Below are 20,004 nucleotides of genomic sequence, written 5' to 3'. Positions count from 1 at the left end.
ATACGGTCGGATGAAACCGGACACTCGGGGCGAACAAGCCGCCCCTTCCGGCCAGCCGACTTCCGCGTCGCGGGCATGACACGTGGGAAGGACCGCTGGCGAGGTCCAAGGCGAGAGGAGTCCACACGTGTTCGCTGACCTGCATCAGGACGCGATCGTGGCAGACACCCACAACGACCTCCTGATGGCGGTCTCGGCGAGGCCGCCGGAGATGTGGGCGTCGTTCTTCCGGGAGCGGTGGCTGCCCCAGCTCCGCGAGGGCGGCGTCGACGTGCAGGTCCTGCCGGTCTTCATCGACAGCCAGTACCGCCCGGAGGGCGCGCTCCGCCAGACCCTGCGGATGATCGAGTGCGCCCACGCGCTGGCCGAGGGCAACCCCGGCGACGTGAGCATCTGCCACGACGGGCAGCAGATCGACGAGGCGCTCGCACTCGGCAAGATCGCCCTGGTCATCGCCCTTGAGAGCATGCCGGGCCTGGACGCGAGCGTGGAGCTGCTGCCCACCCTGTTCCGGCTGGGCGTCCGCGTCGCCTCCATCGCCCACTGGGGCCGTACGCCGCTCGCCGACGGCAGCGGGGAGGACGCCACCGGCAGCCGCCTCACCGCCTACGGCGTCGCGGCCCTCCAGGAGATGGAACGGCTCGGCATGATCTTCGACATCTCCCACCTGGGAGCGTCGGGCGTGGCGCACGTACTGGAGATCGCCACGCGGCCGGTCATCGCGACGCACTCCTCCGCGCGCGCCCTGCGCGACCACCACCGCAACCTCACCGACGGGCAGCTGCGCGCGGTGAGCGCGGGCGGCGGCGTCGTCTGCGTCAACTTCCTCGCGGCGTTCCTGTCGGAGAAGCCCGAGGACTACACGGTGGAGCGGCTGGCGGACCACATCCTGCACATCGCGGACGTCGCCGGCGTCGACCATGTCGGCCTCGGCCCCGACTTCATGAAGGAGGTCATGACCGACCTCACCCCGCCGTGCTGCGAGGGGTTCAGCTACAGCGGCATCGACTCGGGAATGGCCATCGAGGGGCTCGACGGGCCGGGCGGCATGCCGCTGGTCACCGAGCAACTGCTCAAGCGTGGCCTGGACGAGGAGGACATCCGCAAGATCCTCGGTGGCAACGTGATGCGCCTGTTCCGCGCCGAGCTCGGACGTCCCGCGCCGAGGACGGCCGCGCAGGGACCGGCCGCGCAAGGGACGGCCGAGCAGGGGCCGGTCAGGTGATGCCCGGCGACCTGCCGGTCATGCTCGACGACCTGGAGGAGCTCGTCCTGTGTGAGTCCTTCTCCACCGATCACGACGCGGTCGCCGCCAGCGCCGCGGTCGTCGCCGACCTCGGCGCCCGGCATCTCGGCGTACGGCCCGAGACGGTCGTGCTCGGCGGGGTCACGCACCTGCGCTGGAGCTTCGGCACGCCCCGCGTCCTGCTCCTCGGCCACCACGACACGGTCTGGCCGATCGGGTCGCTGCGCACGCACCCGTGGTCGGTCACCGGCGGGATCGCCCGCGGCCCGGGAGTGTTCGACATGAAGGCCGGGCTCGTCCAGATGTTCCACGCGTTGCGCTCGCTCGCGTCGGTGGACGGGGTGTGCGTGCTGGTGACGGGTGACGAGGAGCTGGGCTCGCCCACCTCGCAAAAGCTCATCGAGCAGAGCGCCCGGGAATGTTCGGCCGCGCTCGTCCTAGAGGCGAGCGCCGACGGCGGCGCGCTGAAGACCGCCCGCAAGGGCGTCTCCCGGTACGAGGTGGCCGTGCACGGCGTGGCCGCCCACGCGGGCCTGGAACCCGAGAAGGGGGCGAACGCCGGGGTCGAACTGGCCCACCAGGTGCTCGCCATCGCCGCGATGGCGGACCCGGGCGGCACGACGACCGTGACCCCGACCGTGATGAGCGCGGGCACGAGTGCCAACACCGTGCCCGCGCGGGCGGCCGTCGCCGTCGACGTACGCGCGTCCGACCTCTCGGCGCAGTCCCTCGTGGACGCCCGGATGCGCGCCCTGTCGCCGAGCCTGCCCGGCACGCGCCTCGTGGTGACGGGCGGGCCCAACCGGCCTCCGATGGACGTCGCCTCCTCGTCCGCCCTGTTCAAGCTGGCGGAGCAGGCCGCGGCCGAGCTGGGGCTCGGGCCCCTGCGCGGCGTGCACGTCGGCGGCGGCTCGGACGGCAACTTCACGGCCGGGGCCGGGTGCCCCACGCTCGACGGCCTCGGCGCGGTGGGCGGCGGGGCGCACGCGGCGCACGAGCACGTGATCGTGGAGGAGATGCCCCGCCGCGCGGCCCTGCTGGCCAGGCTGGTGGAAGCGATCCTGGAGGGCCGGCAGTGACCGTTCCGCGCAGGAGCCCGGGCTTAGGGGGCGGGCCGTGACCTCGGGAAGCGTCGTGTCGCTCGCGGGCGCGGCCACCGCGCAATGGCAGGCCGCCGCCAGGGACGCCGGGGTGCTGGTGCGCGAACTTCACGAGATCGCGGAGTTCGAGCTGGTCCACCGCCTGTACGACGAGATCTGGCACCCGGAGCCCGCGAACGTCCCGATGAGCGTGGAGCTGATGCGCGCGTTCTCCCACAGCGGCAACTACGTGGCCGGCGCCTTCGAGGGCGCCGTGCTGGTCGGCGCGAGCGTCGGCTTCCTCGCCGGTCCCCCCGGTACGGCGCTGCACTCCCACGTCACCGGCAGCATCATAGGGCGCGGCATCGGGTTCGCCCTGAAGCTCCACCAGCGAGCCTGGGCGCTGTCGCGGGGGCTCGGCCGGATCTCCTGGACCTATGATCCTCTGGTGCGCCGCAACGCCTACTTCAACATCGCCAAGCTCGGCGCCCGCCCCGAGCAGTACCTCCCGTGCTTCTACGGGACCATGGACGACGTGATCAACGCGGGCGACGAGTCCGACCGGCTCCTGGCGGTGTGGCGGCTGGGCGAGCCTCACGCGCTGGCGGCGTGCACGCGCACGGCGCGTCCGGCGCGGGCTCCCGAGGGGGCCGTGGTGGCGCTGGCCGCCGAAGACGACCGCCCGGGCGCCGGGCGTACGGACGGACGGGTGCTCCTGGTCGAGACCCCCGAGGACATCGAGAGGCTCCGCCGCTCCGACCCGGCCGCCGCCAAGGCGTGGCGCCACGCGATGCGCGACGTGCTCGGCGGGCTGATCGACGGCGGTGCGCGCGTCACCGGGTTCACCACCGACGGCCACTACATTTTGGAGCGAGCGTGAAGATCACCGGTGTCGAACTGCGCAGGATCGCGATGCCGCTGGTCGCGCCGTTCCGTACCTCGTTCGGCACCGAGACCGAGCGGGACGTGCTGCTGGTCAGGGTGGTCACCCCGGAGGCCGAGGGGTGGGGCGAGTGCGTGGCGATGTCCGAGCCCCTGTACTCCTCCGAGTACGTCGACGGCGCCGCCGAGGTGATGCGGCGCTTCCTGATCCCGGCTCTCACCGCCCTGCCGAGCATCGACGCGTACGCCGTGGGCCGGGCGCTTTCTCCCTTCAAGGGCCACCGGATGGCCAAGGCCGCGCTGGAGACGGCCGTCCTCGACGCCGAGCTGCGCGCGGCCGGCAGGTCGTTCGGCTCCTTCCTCGGCGCCTCCCGCGACCGGGTGCCGTGCGGGGTGTCGGTCGGCATCATGGACTCGATACCGAAGCTCCTCGACGCGGTGGCCGGCTACCTGGACGAGGGCTACACGCGGGTGAAGATCAAGATCGAGCCCGGGTGGGACGTGGCGCCCGTACGGGCGGTGCGGGAGCGCTTCGGCGACGACCTGCCGCTGCAGGTGGACGCCAACGCCGCCTACACCCTCGTGGACGCCACGCACCTGGCGCGGCTCGATGAATTCGGCCTGCTGCTGATCGAGCAGCCGCTGGCCGACGACGACCTGGTGCAGCACGCCGCCCTCGCGAAGCGGCTGAGGACTCCCCTGTGCCTGGACGAGTCGATCGAGTCGGCCGAGCACGCCGCCGCCGCGATCTCGCTCGGGTCCTGCTCGATCATCAACGTCAAGCCCGGCCGGGTGGGCGGGTACATCGAGGCCCGGCGTATCCACGACCTGTGCCGGGCGCACGGGATCTCGGTGTGGTGCGGCGGCATGCTGGAGACCGGCCTCGGCCGGGCCGCCAACGTCGCGCTGGCCGCGCTGCCCGGCTTCACCCTTCCCGGCGACACCTCGGGATCGAGCCGCTACTACGCGACCGACATCACCGAGCCGTTCGTCCTGAAGGACGGCCACCTGCCCGTGCCCACCGGCCCCGGCCTCGGCGTGGAGCCCGTGCCGGACATCCTGGAGAAGGTCACGACTTCCAGGGAGTGGATCGCCGCCTGACCGGCTCGGCGCCCCCTACTCGGACACGAACAGGCAGAAGGGGTGCCCGGCGGGGTCGAGGTAGACCCGCACGTCGTCCTGCGGCTGGAACTCGGCGAGGGTCGCGCCCGAGGCCTCCGCGTGAGCACCCGCGACGTCGAGATCGTCGACCAGGATGTCGAGGTGGACCATCATCTGCTGGTCGCCGGGACCGGCGGGCCAGGCCGGCCGGACGTAGGCCGTCTCGGTCTGGAACGACAGCCCCGGCCCGCCGCCGGGCGCGGCGAGCTTCACCCAGTCGGGCTCGTCGTCCCGCACCTCCCATCCGAGGAGCCGGTGGTAGAAGGCCGCCAGCTCATGGGGGTCGGGTGAGCCGAGCACGATGCCCGACACCGTCATTCGTGGCCGATCGATCACGTCGCCTCCTTGGTCGCCTGACGGCCAACCTTAGGCAACGGGTCCGACAGGTCGCGTCCAGCACTCGCCCTGCCGGACGTCCCGGACAAGGTCACCAAGTCCCCAGAGTCCGAGCGGAAACCGCCCACACCCGTACGGCGGCGGGGTAGAGATATCGCATAGAAAGGGTGTGATCAGAGCGTCGATCACCGCTGTGAGCGGGTGAGCGCGGGAGGCTGTAGTCCGCTCATCGTCATGCGTGATCGGGGGATTCACTTGCGACGTCTTTACACTGGCCTGAGCTGTCTGGCCTTGGTCCTCGGTGCGGCTGCCGCCGCCGGTTCGGCGGCCGGCGCCTCTGCGGCCTGGGATCCGCCACCCGGCGCTCCGGGCCTGGGCGACCAGCCTCCGGGCCTGGTCGACCAGCCCTTGATCGGGGCGACACCACCGCCAGGGCCTCACATCTTGCCCTTCCCGAAGCCGACACCACCGGGACCTCTCACAGGGCCGACGCCGGGACCACACCCGTGGCCGACGCCGGGACCACACACCGGACCGACGCCGGGACCACACCCGTGGCCGCCCGCGGGACCACACACCGGGCCAACGCCGGGACCACACACCGGTACGGTGCCCGGGTCGCCTGATCGGCGCACCCGGTCTCTGGTCCTGAGCAAGCAGCGCGGAATCACGCCGCTTTCATCCAGTCGCGTCGTGACCGTACGATGCTCGCCTCCAGGAGGGACGCACCCCTCGGCGGCGAGCGCCTGCCGTGTGCTCATCCCGGTCGGCGGCGATGTGAGCAGGCTGAGCGTGGCGCTGGGGACCCACTGCCCGAGGATCTTCAGTCCTGTGACGGTCACCGCCATCGGCACCTGGGATGGTCGCCACATCTCGGTGCGCCACACCTACAGCAACTCGTGCACCCTGCGAGCCGCCACGGGTTCGGTTTACGATTTCTGATCGTGCGCACGCCGCACACGAGCTGACAGGAGGGCCCCGGCCGCCGGCCGGGGCCCTCCTCGTCCGCGGTGACGGGCCGGTCGTGCCGCTCACCGGGCAAGGGGCACGAGACCGGGTGTGGCCGGCCCGTCGGTGCCCGGACGGCCCGCCGGGGCGAAGGAGGTCAGCGACTCCGGCAGCCATAGGCGGGGGCCACCGTGCCGCAGCCGCGTGAGGAAGGCCAGGACCCCGGCGAGGCCGGTGTTGAAGCCCACGAGGTCCACTTCCTCGGTCTCGTCGGGGGTCTCCGGTCTGCTGCCACATGCGTACGAGGAACGTGCCCACTCCGGAGGAGCCGCTGCACCAGTGGGTCATGAGCGGGCTGTCGTCCTTCTCCCCGCTGGGCCAGTAGGCGGCCCCGCGTTTCACCTCGACGACGGATAGGAGGGTGCCGGCCGCGCGGGCGGCCAGGTCCAGGCAGCGGGCGTCGCCGGTGGCGCGTGCCTCGGCCAGCAGGAACGCTCCGACTCCCGCGACGCCGTGCGCGAAGCCTTAGTGGACGAGGCCGGCGAGCATGGAGGCGAAGTCCCGCGCGATCGGCCACACGGTGCGCCCGTCCCTGAGCTCGGCCGCGGCGGTGAGAGCGCACGCGGCCCGCCGCGCCCGGTCCAGGAATCCGTCGTCTCCCGTGACTTCCCAGAACCGGAGCTGGGTGAGCCCGGCTCCGGCGACGCCGTGGCAGACGTCCGGATTCGGCCAGCTGACCGGGACGCGCCGGGCGAGGTCCGCGGCGAGGCGGACGAGGTCCTCCTCACCCAGCGCCCGCCCGGCCTCCAGCAGCGCCCAGGCGGTGCCCGACCGGCCGAAGTGCAGTCCCGGCAGGGCACGGGGCTCGCGCGGCACGTTGTGGGCGATCCAGTCCGCCACGGTCGCCACCGCGTCCCGCAAGGCCGGGTCGGGCCGGGCCTCGTGTACACGGGTGAGTACGCCGAGGACCCCCGCGACGCCGTGGTGGACGCTGAACGGGTCGGTGGCCGCGGTGAACGCGGCCGGCCTCCAGAGCCGGCCGGAGTCGTCCGGCCCCATGGTGAGCAGCAGGTGCTCGGTCGCGTGGACGATCATCCGCTCCACGTCCGCGGCGCCGGGCCTCGCGGGCGGCACGTGACGGGCGTGCGGTCGCTCCGGCCCGGCGCCGCGGACGTCGTCCAGGCATGGGCGTCGCTCCGGCCCGGTGAGGAAGGCGCGCACGTCGTCCAGGCGCGGGCGTCGCGCCGGGTCCGGGTGCAGCAGCGGGACGATGATCGCGGCGAGCCACCGGGCGGCCGGGTTCGCGGCGGCGAGGTGGCCCAGCCAGGTGCCGATGCGCTCCTGACGCGTCCGCGTCTCCGGTTGGTCGGGGACGAGCATCGGGTCGGCCCCGCTGACCAGGTAGAACAGGGTGGCGCCCAGGCTGTAGAGATCGGCGGCCGTTGTGGGGCGGCGCAGATCGGTGCCGCGTCGACCTGCTCCGGCGCCGCGTACCCCGGCGTGTAGGCCTGGCTGACCCGCTCCCCCGGCGTCGCGAGCATCTCCAGGTCGATCAGGCGCAGGTCGCCGTCCTCGGTCACCATGATGTTGTTGGGGTTGAAATCGCGGTGTACCAGGCCCTTGGCGTGGGCCAGCTCCACCAGCCCGACCAGGCCGCAGGCGATCCGCTCGGCGGTCTCCCTCGGGAGCCCCCAGCCCTCGCCGTCATCCGGCTCGATGGTGTCCCTCACCCACTGGCGCAACGTGACTCCTGGTATCGCCTCCTGCACCAGGAACAGGTCACCCTGCTGCTCGAACACCTCGACCAGGCGTGCCGTCGCCCCGGAGGGCTCGAACAGCTCCAGCATCCGCGCCTCATGACGGCGGGCGACGCGGATGTCGTTCCCGGTCAGGTCGGCCACCGTGTGCGGGCGTGCCTGCTTGACGACGACCTGGCCTCCCGTCCGCTCATCGGTGGCCCGGTACACCCCACCGCCGAAGGCGTGCCGGATGACCTCTCGCACCACGTACCGGCCGTTGAGCAGCACCGGTCCCTGGCCGTCCCCCGCGGGCCCCTGGTCCGGCGGCTCCCCGGTGAAGGGGTCCCTCGGCGCCCACGACGGCGGGGAGAACCACGCCTGCCGCCGGTCCGGCTTCAGGCTCCCGTCGGGGGCCACCAGCATCGCCTCGTACGTCCCGTCGTTGCCGAGCGTCCGCACGCCGGCGAACGCCCCGAACCGGTAGTGAACCAGGCTCCCCGGGCGGTAGGGCCGATCGGAAAGGATGCCCGGCCCCGGCAGCCCCTCGGTTTCGGCTCGATGCGGCTGCCGCTGCGTCCGGAGGCGCGTCCGCCCGCTCGCCCTCGCCCTGCTGGGGCTCCTGGTGGTCAGGGCGCTGGCGGAGGCGGGAAGCGGGATCGCCCAGGTCGCGGTGACCACCCGCGTCGCCCTGACCCTGCGCGAACGGCTCACCCGGCAGGTCTTCGCCCTGGGCGTCGCCGGTGCGAGACGCCACCTCACCGGAGACCTGGTGGCCCGCATGACGGGTAACGCCGCGGCCGCCGCCACGTAGGTCCCCACACTGGTCGGCGCCGCGGTGGGGGCGGCGGCCTCCCTCGTCGGGCTGGCCGCCCTCTGGCTGGTCGACTGGCGGCTCGGAGCGGTCTTCGTCGTCATGGCGATCCCGGTCGTGCTCCTGCTCCGTCTCCTCATGCGGCGGGTCACCACGAGCTACGGCGACCACCTCGAACATCAGGCCGCCATCGCGGCACGCCGTGGAGGTCCACCTCTCGAACGCCTACCAGAAACTGGGCGTCAGGCGTCGCCACCAGCTCCGCGACAGACTGCCGAGCGCGTGACGCGTCAGGTGAGTTCCTCCACCGCCGGCGTGTCCGCCCGGTCACCTCCGGATCGGGCGTACAGATCATCCCTCTGTTCGGCCGGTGGCCGAAGACGGATCACCACGCCGCTCCGGGACTGGTGAGCGAAACGTCCAGCAGGGGCGGCACGGGTGGCCGGGAGTGGGAACGATGCGGAGGCGTGAGCGACAGGAATCTTCTCAACGGCCGCAGTTTCATCATGATCAGCTCGACGGCGAGCGAGGTGAACACCGTCGAACCCACGCGGTTCGCCTACGAGGAGGCGGACGGTCTCATCTGGGGCAGCTACACCGGCGACACCGTGACACAAGGCCGATTCGTGGGCACCAGGGACGACGACCGCATCGAGATCATGTACGTCCACGGGCTCAAAGCGGGCGGACGCGCCTCCGGACGCAGCGGCAGCCGCATCGAGCCGCTCCCCGACGGCCGCCTCCGCCTGGTGGAGGAGTTCACCTTCGACGGCGACGACACCCCCCAGACCAGCGTCTGCGAAGAGGTCTGACCCGCCCATGGCCGGGGCGGGGGAGGCCATCTCGATATGGGTCAGGGTTCCTTGTGCATGTCGGCGCGGCCTTCGGCGGCGCCTACGAAGCGCATTTTGCCGAGGGGGACGTTCGGCGGGGGTGGGGGGTCGGCCGGGGGCCTGCGGGGGGTCTGGCGGGGGCGGCGGTCGGAGGGCAGGACGTACGGCCGCTTGAGCACCTCGTCCAGGATGAAGACCGTCTCGGTGGCCTTGACGGCGGGGATGCTCGCCAGGCGCTCGGTCACCAGCGCGTGGACCGCCGCGACGTCGGCCATCCTGACCTGGATCATCGCGTCGTGCTGCCCGGTGGTGATCGCGCAGTACTCCACCTCCGGCATCTGCGCGAGCTGGGCGCGGAACTGCTTCCACATCTGCTGCCGCACCGTCACGAACACCAGCGCGGTGATGCCGAGACCGGCCCGCACATGGTCGACCTCGGCGGTGAACTTCTTGATCACACCGTCCGCGCGCAGCGCCTCGAACCTGGTGTAGGCACTGGCCCGGGAGATCCCGACCCGCTCGGCCAGCGCCGCGACCGAGATACGGCCGTTCTCCCGCAGGACCTCCAGGATCTTCATATGTATCGCGTCGAGCTGGAGGCCGATGCCGATCCGTCCAGGGACCCCGGTCCCGGGCGTCGGCGAGCCTGACATTTCGGTCATACCTGGTTCCTAAGCGTTATATCCGTCTCGGCTTCCCGCCGCGAGCTGGACGTTTCATCGGACAATCCTGGACGACACGGTAACAATCGTCTACATAGCACCAATTCCGGAGGACACAGAATGGCGACCCGTCCGCGGCGCCGTACGGCATGGCAGGCGAAGGCGGCTCTGCTGCCGGTCCTGCTCACCGGCGCGCTCTCCCTCGCCGCCTGCTCCGGTGGCGGCACGCCCACCCCGTCGTCGCAGAGCGGCGGCGCGAGCAAGACCCTGGTGATGGACGCGTCCTTCACCCTCAAGACCGCGGACCCCGGCCGCAACTACGAGCCGACCGGCCTGCTCATCGGCAAGGCGCTCTACGACACCCTGCTGACCTTCGAGGGCTCCGACGTCACCAAGCCCGTCCCCTCCCTCGCCGAGTCCTACGAGCAGTCCGCCGACGGCAAGACGCTCACGCTGAAGCTCAGGCAGGGCGCCACGTTCTCCGACGGCTCCCCGGTCACCGCCGACGACGTCGTCTTCTCCCTGAACCGGGTGCGCGACCTGAAGGGCAACCCGTCCTTCCTCCTCGACGGGGTCGAGGTGGCCAAGACCGACGCCACGACCGTCACGCTGACCTCCAAGACCGCCAACCCGGCGCTGCCGTTCATCCTCCCGAACCCCGCCCTCGGCATCGTGAACTCCAAGGTCGTCAAGGAGCACGGCGGCACCGCCGACGCCTCCGACAAGGCCGAGCAGTTCCTCAACGGCGCCTCAGCCGGCTCCGGGCCGTACGAGCTGGAGTCCTTCAACGCCCAGTCACAGGTGGTGCTGAAGGCCAACGCCAAGTACTGGGGCGCGAAGAAGCCCACGTACACCAAGGTCGTGCTGCGCAACGTCGAGTCCGCCACCCAGAAACTGAACGTGCAGCGGGGGGACAGCCAGGTCGCCCTCGACCTGTCCGGCGACCAGATCAAGGGCGTCGCCGGGGGCCTGCAGACCACCAAGACCGCCTCGGCCAACGTCGTGTTCATGCTGGCCAACCAGGACCCGGGCGTCAGCAAGGTGACGAACAACCCCAAGGTCGTCGAGGCCATCCGCAAGGGCGTCGACTACCAGGGCCTGCTGGAACTCGCCGGTGAGGGCTCGGTCCAGGCGCCGGGCGTGATCCCGACGATGCTGCTGGGCGCGCTGTCCCCCGACCAGGCCGTCAAGCGGGACGTCGAGGGCGCCAAGGCGGCCCTCGCCTCCAGCGGCGTGAGCGACCCCAGCGTCAAGCTGGAGTACCCGAGCGACATCACGCTCCAGGGCCTGTCGTTCCAGCCGTTCGCCGAGCGCATCCAGGCCAACCTCAAGGAGGTCGGCATCACCGTCGAGCTGGCCCCCGCCCCGGTGGCGACCGCGCTCGACAACTACCGCAACGGCAAGGAGGAGCTCGGCCTGTGGTACTGGGGACCTGACTACCCGGACCCGAGCGACTACCTGGCCTTCCTCCCCGGCAAGACGGTCGGCCTGCGCGCCGGCTGGAAGGCGGGGGCCGACAAGGAGCTGGAGGCCGCGGGCGACAAGGCCGCGACGACCATCGGCGACGACGCGCGCAAGCAGATGTACGTCGACATCCAGAACACGCTCAACGCCTCGGGGCCGTTCGTCCCCCTGGTCCAGCCCAGCCAGAACATCGTGACGGCCGCCTCCGTCACCGGCCTCGCTTTCCACCCGGTGTGGACGGTCGATGTCGCAGCCCTCGGCGCCAAGTGACGTCCCCGCGGGTGGCACGGCTCCGCGCCGTGCCACCCGCATGGGCGGAAGCCGGTCCACCCGCATGGGCGGAAGGGGGCCGCGGCATCCGCTGGCGCGGTTCCTGCTGCGCCGGATCGGCGTCGCGGTGCTGCTCGGCTTCGGGATCACGCTCGTCACGTTCGTCCTGACCAACCTCGTGCCGGGCGACCCGGTGACGGCCAACCTCGGCCAGCGCGCGCTGGGCGACCCGGCGATCGTCGCGCAGTTCCGCGCCGAGCACGGCCTCGACAAGCCGCTCCCCGCGCAGTACCTGACGTATCTCGGCGGGCTCGTCCGGGGCGACCTCGGCATGAGCCAGCAGAGCCACCGGCCCGTCCTGACCGACCTGGCGGAGTTCGTCCCCGCCACGATCGAGCTGGCCGGCGGGGCGATCGTGATCTCGCTGATCGCCGGCGTGGCGTTCGGCGTCGTCGCCGCGCTGCGCCGCGACCGGCTGTCGGACCAGGTCCTGCGCGTGGTGAGCCTCATCGGCATCTCCGTGCCGACGTTCTGGCTGGCGCTGGTGGCGTTCTACGTGTTCTTCTTCCGCCTCCAGATCACCCCGGGCAGCGGGCGCGTCGCCCCCGACATGAGCGCGCCGCCGGGCGTCACCGGCCTCTACACCGTCGACGCCGCGCTCGCGGGGCAGTGGGACGTGTTCTCGTCGGCCGTGGGCCACCTGATCACCCCCGCGCTCGTGCTCGCCGCGTACACGATCGGGCTGCTGACCCGCTTCACGCGCTCGGCGGTGCTGGAGGTGCTGGGGCAGGACTACGTGCGCGCCGCGCGGGCCAAGGGCCTGCCGGGCCGCGTCATCCTGTTCCGGTACGTGCTGCGCTCGGCGCTGGTGCCGATCATCACGGTGGCGGGCCTGGCGTTCGGCAGCCTGCTGTCGGGCACCGTGCTGGTCGAGTCCGTGTTCGCCCGGCCCGGCATCGGCCAGTACGCGTACAAGAGCGCCACGACCCTCGACCTGCCCGCCGTGATGGGCGTCGGCCTGGTGGTCGGCGGCGTGTACGTCCTCATCAACCTGGTGGTCGACATCCTGTACGGGGTCATCGACCCGAGAGTGAGGCTGTCGTGAGTCCGTACACGGGCACCCGCCCGGGAGTGAGCCCGCTCTCGGTCACCCGCCTGGGAGTGAGCCCGCTCTCGGTCACCCGCCCGGGAGTGAGGCCCGCGTGAGGATCCTTTCGCGACTTCCTGAGGCGTGGCGGCAGCCGCTCGCCGTCGTGGGGGCCGTGGTGGCCCTCGCCTGGCTCGTGATCGCCGCCGCCGCTCCCCTGCTCGCGCCGCACGATCCGCTGGCCCAGGACCTGCCCCGGCTGGCCTCCCCCGGCCCCGGGCACTGGTTCGGCACCGACCAGCTCGGCCGCGACATCCTGTCCCGGATCATGTACGGCGCCCGGGTGTCCATCCCGCTGACGCTCCTGCTGGTGGTGCTGTCCCTGCTGATCGGCGGCGCGCTCGGCGCCAGCGCCGGATATTTCGGCAGATGGGTAGGGGAAGGGATCATGCGGCTGGCCGACCTGGTCTTCGCGTTCCCCACGGTGATCCTCGCGATGGTCGTCGCCGCGGCGCTCGGGGCCAGCCTGACCAACGCGGTGCTGGCGGTCCTGGTCGTGGCCTGGCCGGCCTATGCCCGCGTGACGCGCGGCCTGGTCCTCGGCATGCGGGAACGTGAGTTCGTGCTCAGCGGCCGGCTGCTCGGCTTCTCCGCATGGCGCTCCCTGCGGGTGGACGTGCTCCCCAACGTGACCGGCCCCATCCTGGTGCTCGCCACGCTCGACATCGGCACGGCGCTGCTCCTGCTGTCGGGGCTCTCCTTCCTCGGGCTCGGGGCCAAGCCGCCCTCCCCCGAGTGGGGCGCGATGGTCGCCGCGGGAGTGGACGTGTTCGACAGCTGGTGGGTCGCGACCTTCCCGGGCCTCGCCATCCTGACGGTGGTGCTGGCGTTCAACTTCCTCGGCGACACGCTGCGCGACGCCCTGGACCCCCGTACGGCCCGCGCCATCAAGGAGCGTGCGCTATGAGCTCGACCGGCGCCGCCACGGTGCTGAGCGTCGAGGGACTGAAGGTCGCCATCGGCGAGCACGAGATCCTCCGCGGGGTCGACATCGGCCTGCGGCCCGGCCGCGTCCACGGCCTGGCGGGCGAGAGCGGCTCGGGCAAGACCATGACGGGCCTGGCCGCGCTCGGCCTTCTCCCCCACGGCGCGAGGACGTCCGGCCGCGTCGTCCTCGAAGACGGGCGGAACCTGCTCGAACTGTCCCAGCGCGACCTGAACAAGGTCAGGGGACGCGAGATCGCGATGGTGTTCCAGGACCCGGCGACCAGCCTGCACCCGATGCTGTCGATCGGCCGGCAGATCACCGAGCACATGCGGCACCACCTCGGGGTCGGCAAGGCCGAGGCGCGGGCACGGGCGATCGAGCTGCTCGGCCAGGTGCGGATCCCCGGCCCGGCGGCGGCGGTCGACCGCTACCCGCACCAGTTCTCCGGCGGGATGCGCCAGCGCGTCGCCATCGCCATCGCGCTGGCGTGCGGTCCGAAGGTCCTGATCGCCGACGAGCCGACCACCGCGCTCGACGTCACCGTCCAGGCGGGGGTCCTGCGGCTGCTCCGGGGCCTGTGCGACGACCTCGGGCTCGCCGTGCTGCTGGTGACGCACGACCTCGGTGTCATGTCGGCGGTGGCGGACGAGGTCAGCGTCATGAGGGAGGGGCTGGTCCTGGAGACGGGCCCCCGCGCCCAGGTGCTCCGCACGCCGGAGCATCCCTACACCCGCGCCCTGCTGGACGCACTTCCGAGGGAGGGCTCGTGAGCCTGCTGACCGTGGACGACCTGGTCGTCGACCACCGGACGCCAGGCCGTCCGGCCGTACGGGCGGTGGCGGGGGCCAGCCTGAGCGTGGCGGCCGGCGAGGTCGTCGGGCTGGTGGGCGAGTCGGGCTGCGGCAAGTCGACGCTGGCGCGGGCGGTCTGCGGGCTCACCGCCGCCACCGGCGGGACGATCGCGTTCGAGGACGGGCAGGTGACCCCCCTCGGCCTGCGGCGCAGGGACCGGGCGCTGACGAAGATCCAGATGGTCTTCCAGGACCCGTACGCCTCGCTCAACCCCCGGCGGCGGATCGGCGCGCAGATCGCCGACGGCCTCGCGGCGGCGCGCGACCGCGAGACGACCCCCGGCGGCATGCTGGAGCGGGTGGGGCTGCCCGCCCAGATGGCCGGGCGTTACCCGCACGAGTTCTCCGGGGGGCAGCGGCAGCGGATCGCGATCGCCCGCGCGCTGGCGGCGCGTCCCTCGCTGCTCATCGGGGACGAGCCGATCTCCGCGCTGGACGCCTCGGCCCAGGCCCAGGTGGCGACCCTGATGCGCAACCTCGCCGTCGAGTCGGGCGCCGGGCTGCTGTTCATCAGCCACGACCTGTCGGTCGTACGGCTGATCGCGGACCGGATCGCCGTGATGTACCTCGGGAAGATCGTCGAGACCGGCCCGACCGACGAGATCTGGGCGAACCCCCGCCACCCGTACACCCAGGCCCTGCTGCGGGCGATCCCGGAGCCGGACGGGCTGGGCAGGCTGCCCGAGGAGCTGCCGGGCGACGTGCCCGATCCGGCGGACCCGCCGGCGGGGTGCCGTTTCCATCCACGCTGCCCCCTGGCGATGGACGTCTGCGCGGAGAAGGAGCCCGCCCCCGGGCCGGTGTCCTGCTGGCTGTATCCGCCCGCATGACCGGCGAGGTCATGGCGGCCGTGCTCGCGCGGATGTCCGCGGCCGGCCTCGACGCGCTGGTGCTGCGCCCCTCTCCCGACCTGCGGTACGTCGCGGGCCGTGACGTCTCCGGGTTCCTCGTGCTCGTCCCCGGGCTGCCCCCGGGGTTCGCGGCCGACGCCGCCGAGGCCGCGGCGCTGATCCCCGCCTCGGTGTCGCGGGTGGGGGTCGACGCCCAGATGCGAGCGCACGAACTGTTCGTGCTCCGCGTCGACGCCGACCTGGTGCTGGCCTCGGCCGTACTGGACCCGCTGCGCGTCACCAAGCGCCCGGACGAGATCGTCGCGATCGAACGGGCGGCGGCGGCGGCCGACAGCGTCCTCGCCCTGGCACGTGACCTGTCCTGGTTCGGCGCCACGGAGAAGGACATGGCGCGGCGGCTGGCCGCCGAGTCGGGCGCCGAAGGGCACGTCTCGGTCGTGGTGGCCGCCGGCGAGAACACCGCGCGGCCGCGCCACACCCCGGCCGGCCGGGTGATCAACCCGGGCGACGCCGTGTCGATCCGGGTCACGGCCGAGTCCGACGGGTACCACGCGCACGCCAGCCGGGGGTTCGTCGTGGCCGAGCCGCCCGAGGACTTCGACGCGGTCTACGCGGTCCTGCTGTCCGCGCGGAAGGCGGCGGCCGAGACCGTACGGCCCGGCGTGACGGCCGCGGAGGTCGACGCGGCGGCCTGGAGCGTGCTCGACGAGAGCGGGTATGGCGCCTACGTCACGCGCGGGACGGGTCACGGGGTCGGGCTGGACCGGCGCGAGGCGCCGTGGCTCACCGCCGCGGACCGCACCGTACTGGCACCCGGCATGACCATGACGATCGAACCGGGGATCCACGTGCCCGATCTTTACGGGGCCCGGGTCGGAGATGTGGTGGAATGCACTGAAACCGGGATCCGGACGATGAACCAGGTGCCCCGAGCACTGCATGTCCTTGATCCATAGTTTCAACCATCTTGCCCTTCCGCTGCCCTGACCTCGAATGATCCGGTTTTAGGGTGATCATGAGGCGGACAGGGGGGCGCGGTGAGGCTCTGGCGCGACTGGTCCGTACGGACTCGGCTGACGTGGGTCGCCAGTGTCGTGATGGCCTTGGCGTGCGCGGGCGTGAGCGTGCTCGTCTTCCTGGGCGTGCACGACCTGGCGATGAGCGAGAAACGGCAGGAGATCGTCCTGGTCGATCTCCACGTCGGCCGCCTGATCAGGCTGGGCAGGCTTCCCCGGATCCTGCCCCCGAAGCGGGTCGACGCCGTCCAGGTGGTGGACGACAAGGGCCAGATCGTCTCGTCCACCAGCCAGCTCGCCGGCAAGCCGCTGATGGCCGACATCGCCCCCGCGGACGAGCAGGGTGAGGCCCACGGGGTCACCTGCTGGGTGCCCGGACACGAGGGCACCTGCATGAACGTGGTCGTCACGCGGTACTACCGGCCCGAAGGCGACTGGCTCATCTACGGCGCCGATCCCGTGGTCCCGTGGCACGTCAACTCCGCGCTGGTCGCGCTCCTCGGCCTCGGCTCCCTGCTCGTGGTGGCGGCCACCGCGCTCGGCACGTACCGCATCGTCGGCAGGGCCCTCGCCCCCGTGGACAGCGTGTGCAAGGAGCTGACCGAGATCACCGCGTCGGACCTCAGCCGCCGGGTGCCGCTGTCCCTGCACCGCGACGAGATCCGGAACCTGGCGGAGATCGTCAACGAGACATTGGACCGGTTGCAGCAGGCGGTGGAGCGGCAGCGGCGCTTCGCCTCCGACGCCGGCCACGACCTGCGCAGCCCCATCACCGCGATGCGCGCGCAGGTGGAGGACGCGCTGATGCACCCGGACGACACCGACTGGGTCAAGACCTCGGAGTCCCTGCTCGTGAGCCTCGACCGGCTCCAGGCCATCGTCACCGACCTGCTGTTGATCGCGCGGCTCGACTCCGGCGAGAAGGTCGCCCGCGACTACGTCAACGTCGCCGAACTGGTCCGCGCCGAGGTAGGCCGCCGCTTCCGGCGCAAGCGCAACGTACTCGACCTCCAGCCAGGCGTGGTCGTCATCGGCGACCGGCTCCAGCTCGTACGGCTGCTCACCAACCTGCTGGACAACGCCGAACGGCACGCCGTCTCCACCGTGACCGTCTCGGTGCGCCGCGAATCCCGTGAGGCCGTGCTGGAGGTCATCGACGACGGCCAGGGGATCAGGCCCGAGCAGCGGGAGGTCGTGTTCCAGCGCTTCACCCGGCTGGCGGCGGGCCGCGAGAAGGACAAACAGGGCACCGGGCTGGGCCTGGCGATCGCCAGGGACATCGCCGAGCAGCACGGCGGGACGCTGACCATCGAGGACTCCCCCAAGGGCGCCCGCTTCGTCCTCCGGATCCCGCTCCTCGCCGCTCGCACCCCCGCCTGATGGGAACGCCCCGCGCGCACGTGGAGGGGTCGGACCCCCGCCGGTGGAAGGCGCTGACCGTCTGCCTGGTCGCCGGATTTATGACGTTGCTTGATGTCAGCATCGTCAACGTGGCCCTGCCCTCCATCCGCGTGGGCCTGCACGCCCCGCCGAGCGACCTGCAGTGGGTGGTGTCGGGGTACGCGCTCGCCTTCGGGCTGGTGCTCGTCCCCGCCGGCCGGTTCGGCGACACCCACGGGCGGCGGAGCGCGTTCGTCTTCGGCGTCGTCCTGTTCACCCTCGCCAGCATGGTCGCCGGGGCCGCCCAGGGGTCGACCTGGCTGGTCATCGCGCGCGTCGTCCAAGGGGCCGCGGGCGGGGTGATCAACCCGCAGGTCAGCGGCCTGATCCAGCAGCTCTTCCGCGGGGCGGAGCGAGGACGGGCGTTCGGGCTGCTCGGCGCCACGATCGGCGTCTCCACCGCGATCGGCCCCCTGCTCGGCGGCCTGCTCATCCAGTTCGGCGGGCAGCAGGAGGGGTGGCGCTACGTCTTCTACGTCAACATCCCGATCGGCGTCCTGGCCATCGTCCTCGCCTACCGCTACATCCCCGGCGGCGGGGCGAGGAGGCTGCGGGAGGACATGGATCCCGTGGGGGTCGCGCTGCTGGCCGGGGGCATCTTCCTGGTGCTGCTCCCCCTCGTTGAGGGGCAGCGGTGGCACGGCCCCGCCAGATGGCTGCTGGTCCCGGCGGGACTGATCGTGCTCGCCGGGTACACGGCCTGGGAGCGGTGGTACGGGCGGCGGCACCAGCCGATGGTCGACCTCTCGCTGTTCCAGAGACGCTCGTACGCCCTCGGCGCCCTGCTCGGACTGCTCTACTTCGGCGGATTCACCGCGATCTTCTTCATCCTCACCCAGTACCTCCAGGAGGGCCTGCACTACACGGCCCTGCACGCGGGGCTGGCGAGCACGGCGTTCGCGCTCGGAGCGGCCCCGAGCGCGGCGCTGGGCGGGCGGATCGTCACCCGGATCGGCCGCCGGCTGGTCGCGCTCGGGCTGGTGCTGATCACGGTGGGGCTGACCGCCCTGGACCTCATCGTGCGGGTGATGCCCACACCCAGGGTGGGCTGGGCGATGGCGCTGCCGCTGTTCGTCGCGGGCATCGGCAGCGGCCTGGTCGTCTCACCGAACCAGACGCTGACCCTGTCGGAGGTGCCCGTGGCCAAGGCCGGCACCGCGGGCGGCGTCCTCCAGACGGGGCAGCGGATCGGCGCCTCCATCGGCATCGCGGCGGTGGGCTCGGCGTTCTTCTCCCAGGTGGCCTCGACGCACGGCGACTACGCGCCGGCCTTCCGCCACGCGCTGCTGGTCAACATCGCGTTCATCCTGGCCGCCTTCCTGGTGGCCCTCGTCGACGTCCTCGCCGAACGGCGGACCCGCACCTTGGCACCGGCCCGCACACCACCCTGACCCCGCCCAGCTCCGCGGTGCTTACGGGCCCTCAGCCCGTGTGTCGGTGGAACTGCTGGTGGGCCCTCAGCTCGTGTGTCGGTGGAACTGCGGGTGGGAACCTCAGCTCGTGTGCTGGTGGGACCTCAGCTCGTCGAGCATGCCGTGCAGGTGGGCCGCGGCGACCTCGATGTCGCCGTAGTCGAGCCGGGCCGCCCGGACCTCGGCCGCGATGACGCCGCACCGATGCACCTTCTCGAAGTCCCCGTAGGGGAACTTGTACCGGGACTTGGTCTCCTCACCGGCCTCGTCGTCCTCGGCGAGATGCCACTTGGCGTACTCCGCGAACCCGTGCTCCTCGATGAAGTCGTTCTCCTGCCGGGTCGACGGCTGGTGCTCGCTCCAGTCGTCCATCTCGTCCAGGACGTCATGCCCCTCGTCGATCAGCCTCTTCGCGAACTCGAACGACCGTTTGCTCAGCTTCACAGTCATGATGTTCTCCAACGTGTACGAACCCCGCCGCCGCAACGGCCCGGGCATACGGCTTCCACGCCTGGCACTTTCATGCTATTACCTGCGAAATCACGCTAAGGATCGCCTCATACCCTTGCGTCGCCCTGGTGCCCACCGCTTGTGGCAGGGCATGGGCCGGGTAGGTAGAACGTGTTCACCTGGACGGGGCCCTTCGTCGTGCTGAACGCGCGCGGCACTAGACGAGATCGGCCGCGTATGATCCCGGGGTTTGTACCGCAGCTCCATTCAGACGCTCTCGCTGGCTGATCAGCAGAAGGCTCCGCGAGATCACGGAGTCGGAATGCTCCACCGTGCCGGCGGGACTGAAAGTGAGGAAATCCTCCAGGCGAAGCGCGGAGGCGTTGTCGCTTGCCAGCCTGATGGGACCACCCAGTTGCCACGAGGAAGGGACCACCTGGTCGTGTAGTCGATCATAATGATCTCCCTCAGTTCGTCC

General features: G+C 71.7%; 21 protein-coding genes and 1 pseudogene. 15 read left to right on the top strand and 7 right to left on the bottom strand.

Translation table 11 applies throughout. From position 1 onward, the window contains the following. The first annotated feature begins 127 nt into the window (after positions 1-127). The 4 genes from ACGFIV_RS34850 to menC are packed head-to-tail and all read left to right on the top strand — an operon-like array spanning position 128 to position 4,308. Positions 128-1,225, top strand: coding sequence for a dipeptidase (locus tag ACGFIV_RS34850; RefSeq protein ID WP_392839319.1), 1,098 nt, complete (start codon positions 128-130; stop codon positions 1,223-1,225). Next, positions 1,225-2,325, top strand: a complete 1,101-nt coding sequence (locus tag ACGFIV_RS34845) for a M20/M25/M40 family metallo-hydrolase (protein ID WP_358560535.1) — start codon at positions 1,225-1,227, stop codon at positions 2,323-2,325. Before ACGFIV_RS34850 ends, ACGFIV_RS34845 begins: the two co-directional genes overlap by 1 nt. A gap of 37 nt (positions 2,326-2,362) precedes the next feature. Then, the gene (locus ACGFIV_RS34840; RefSeq protein WP_358560533.1) at positions 2,363-3,205 is read left to right on the top strand and encodes a GNAT family N-acetyltransferase; all 843 of its coding nucleotides are present in this window, start codon (positions 2,363-2,365) and stop codon (positions 3,203-3,205) included. Next, the gene (gene menC, locus ACGFIV_RS34835) at positions 3,202-4,308 is read left to right on the top strand and encodes an o-succinylbenzoate synthase (protein WP_392839316.1); all 1,107 of its coding nucleotides are present in this window, start codon (positions 3,202-3,204) and stop codon (positions 4,306-4,308) included. Before ACGFIV_RS34840 ends, menC begins: the two co-directional genes overlap by 4 nt. A 15-nt stretch (positions 4,309-4,323) precedes the next feature. Here the strand turns inward: menC and ACGFIV_RS34830 are convergent, their stop codons facing one another. Further along, the gene (locus ACGFIV_RS34830) at positions 4,324-4,704 is read right to left on the bottom strand and encodes a VOC family protein (RefSeq protein ID WP_358560529.1); all 381 of its coding nucleotides are present in this window, start codon (positions 4,702-4,704) and stop codon (positions 4,324-4,326) included. 234 nt (positions 4,705-4,938) lie between these two features. Here ACGFIV_RS34830 and ACGFIV_RS34825 point away from each other — a divergent pair, with 234 nt between their 5' ends. Beyond that, positions 4,939-5,646, top strand: a complete 708-nt coding sequence (locus ACGFIV_RS34825) for an SSI family serine proteinase inhibitor (protein WP_358560527.1) — start codon at positions 4,939-4,941, stop codon at positions 5,644-5,646. Positions 5,647-5,735: 89 nt separating this feature from the next. On the opposite strand, the gene ACGFIV_RS34820 is transcribed toward ACGFIV_RS34825, so the two are convergent. The 3 genes and pseudogenes from ACGFIV_RS34820 to ACGFIV_RS34810 form a co-directional block, all read right to left on the bottom strand. Then, complete coding sequence (locus ACGFIV_RS34820; protein ID WP_358560525.1) at positions 5,736-5,909, bottom strand: hypothetical protein; 174 nt, start codon at positions 5,907-5,909, stop codon at positions 5,736-5,738. 76 nt (positions 5,910-5,985) lie between these two features. After that, a pseudogene (locus tag ACGFIV_RS34815) lies at positions 5,986-6,711 on the bottom strand (lanthionine synthetase LanC family protein); the annotation flags it as partial. Positions 6,712-6,743: 32 nt separating this feature from the next. Continuing rightward, entirely contained in the window at positions 6,744-7,850 is a 1,107-nt protein-coding gene (locus ACGFIV_RS34810) for a protein kinase (protein WP_392839313.1), read from the bottom strand. A 64-nt stretch (positions 7,851-7,914) separates the two neighbouring features. Here ACGFIV_RS34810 and ACGFIV_RS34805 point away from each other — a divergent pair, with 64 nt between their 5' ends. Together ACGFIV_RS34805 and ACGFIV_RS34800 are read left to right on the top strand one after the other, a co-directional pair. Beyond that, entirely contained in the window at positions 7,915-8,202 is a 288-nt protein-coding gene (locus ACGFIV_RS34805) for a hypothetical protein (protein ID WP_392839311.1), read from the top strand. Positions 8,203-8,669: 467 nt separating this feature from the next. After that, entirely contained in the window at positions 8,670-9,014 is a 345-nt protein-coding gene (locus tag ACGFIV_RS34800; protein ID WP_358559173.1) for a hypothetical protein, read from the top strand. A 41-nt stretch (positions 9,015-9,055) separates the two neighbouring features. Here the strand turns inward: ACGFIV_RS34800 and ACGFIV_RS34795 are convergent, their stop codons facing one another. After that, positions 9,056-9,697, bottom strand: a complete 642-nt coding sequence (locus ACGFIV_RS34795) for an Lrp/AsnC family transcriptional regulator (RefSeq protein WP_358559171.1) — start codon at positions 9,695-9,697, stop codon at positions 9,056-9,058. Between the two features lie 120 nt (positions 9,698-9,817). On the opposite strand from ACGFIV_RS34795, the gene ACGFIV_RS34790 reads away from it, so the two are divergent. The 8 genes from ACGFIV_RS34790 to ACGFIV_RS34755 all read left to right on the top strand — a co-directional run bounded on the left by ACGFIV_RS34790 (position 9,818) and on the right by ACGFIV_RS34755 (position 19,055). After that, complete coding sequence (locus ACGFIV_RS34790; protein WP_358559169.1) at positions 9,818-11,431, top strand: ABC transporter substrate-binding protein; 1,614 nt, start codon at positions 9,818-9,820, stop codon at positions 11,429-11,431. Then, positions 11,406-12,536: an ABC transporter permease gene (locus ACGFIV_RS34785; RefSeq protein WP_392839308.1), complete on the top strand. Its 1,131-nt coding sequence runs from the start codon at positions 11,406-11,408 to the stop codon at positions 12,534-12,536. Before ACGFIV_RS34790 ends, ACGFIV_RS34785 begins: the two co-directional genes overlap by 26 nt. Before the next feature lie 97 nt (positions 12,537-12,633). Next, the gene (locus tag ACGFIV_RS34780; protein ID WP_358559165.1) at positions 12,634-13,485 is read left to right on the top strand and encodes an ABC transporter permease; all 852 of its coding nucleotides are present in this window, start codon (positions 12,634-12,636) and stop codon (positions 13,483-13,485) included. Continuing rightward, the gene (locus tag ACGFIV_RS34775) at positions 13,482-14,276 is read left to right on the top strand and encodes an ABC transporter ATP-binding protein (protein ID WP_358559163.1); all 795 of its coding nucleotides are present in this window, start codon (positions 13,482-13,484) and stop codon (positions 14,274-14,276) included. Before ACGFIV_RS34780 ends, ACGFIV_RS34775 begins: the two co-directional genes overlap by 4 nt. Then, a complete protein-coding gene (locus tag ACGFIV_RS34770) occupies positions 14,273-15,187 on the top strand; it encodes an ABC transporter ATP-binding protein (RefSeq protein ID WP_358559161.1) in 915 nt (304 codons plus the stop codon). The genes ACGFIV_RS34775 and ACGFIV_RS34770 overlap by 4 nt, the downstream gene beginning before the upstream one ends. Then, complete coding sequence (locus ACGFIV_RS34765; RefSeq protein WP_358559159.1) at positions 15,184-16,164, top strand: M24 family metallopeptidase; 981 nt, start codon at positions 15,184-15,186, stop codon at positions 16,162-16,164. Before ACGFIV_RS34770 ends, ACGFIV_RS34765 begins: the two co-directional genes overlap by 4 nt. A gap of 81 nt (positions 16,165-16,245) precedes the next feature. Continuing rightward, complete coding sequence (locus ACGFIV_RS34760; RefSeq protein WP_358559157.1) at positions 16,246-17,604, top strand: HAMP domain-containing sensor histidine kinase; 1,359 nt, start codon at positions 16,246-16,248, stop codon at positions 17,602-17,604. Continuing rightward, positions 17,604-19,055 (top strand): MFS transporter, encoded by a 1,452-nt coding sequence (locus ACGFIV_RS34755; RefSeq protein ID WP_392839304.1) that lies wholly within the window; start codon positions 17,604-17,606, stop codon positions 19,053-19,055. Before ACGFIV_RS34760 ends, ACGFIV_RS34755 begins: the two co-directional genes overlap by 1 nt. A gap of 102 nt (positions 19,056-19,157) precedes the next feature. Here the strand turns inward: ACGFIV_RS34755 and ACGFIV_RS34750 are convergent, their stop codons facing one another. Then, positions 19,158-19,526, bottom strand: coding sequence for a hypothetical protein (locus tag ACGFIV_RS34750; protein WP_358559153.1), 369 nt, complete (start codon positions 19,524-19,526; stop codon positions 19,158-19,160). A 217-nt stretch (positions 19,527-19,743) separates the two neighbouring features. Beyond that, on the bottom strand, positions 19,744-20,004 hold a 261-nt coding region (locus ACGFIV_RS34745), incomplete at its 5' end, for a hypothetical protein (protein WP_392839302.1).

The sequence above is a fragment of the Sphaerisporangium sp. NPDC049003 genome, from assembly GCF_043197795.1.
Classification (GTDB): domain Bacteria; phylum Actinomycetota; class Actinomycetes; order Streptosporangiales; family Streptosporangiaceae; genus Sphaerisporangium.
This window is presented reverse-complemented; position numbering and strand designations above follow the sequence as displayed.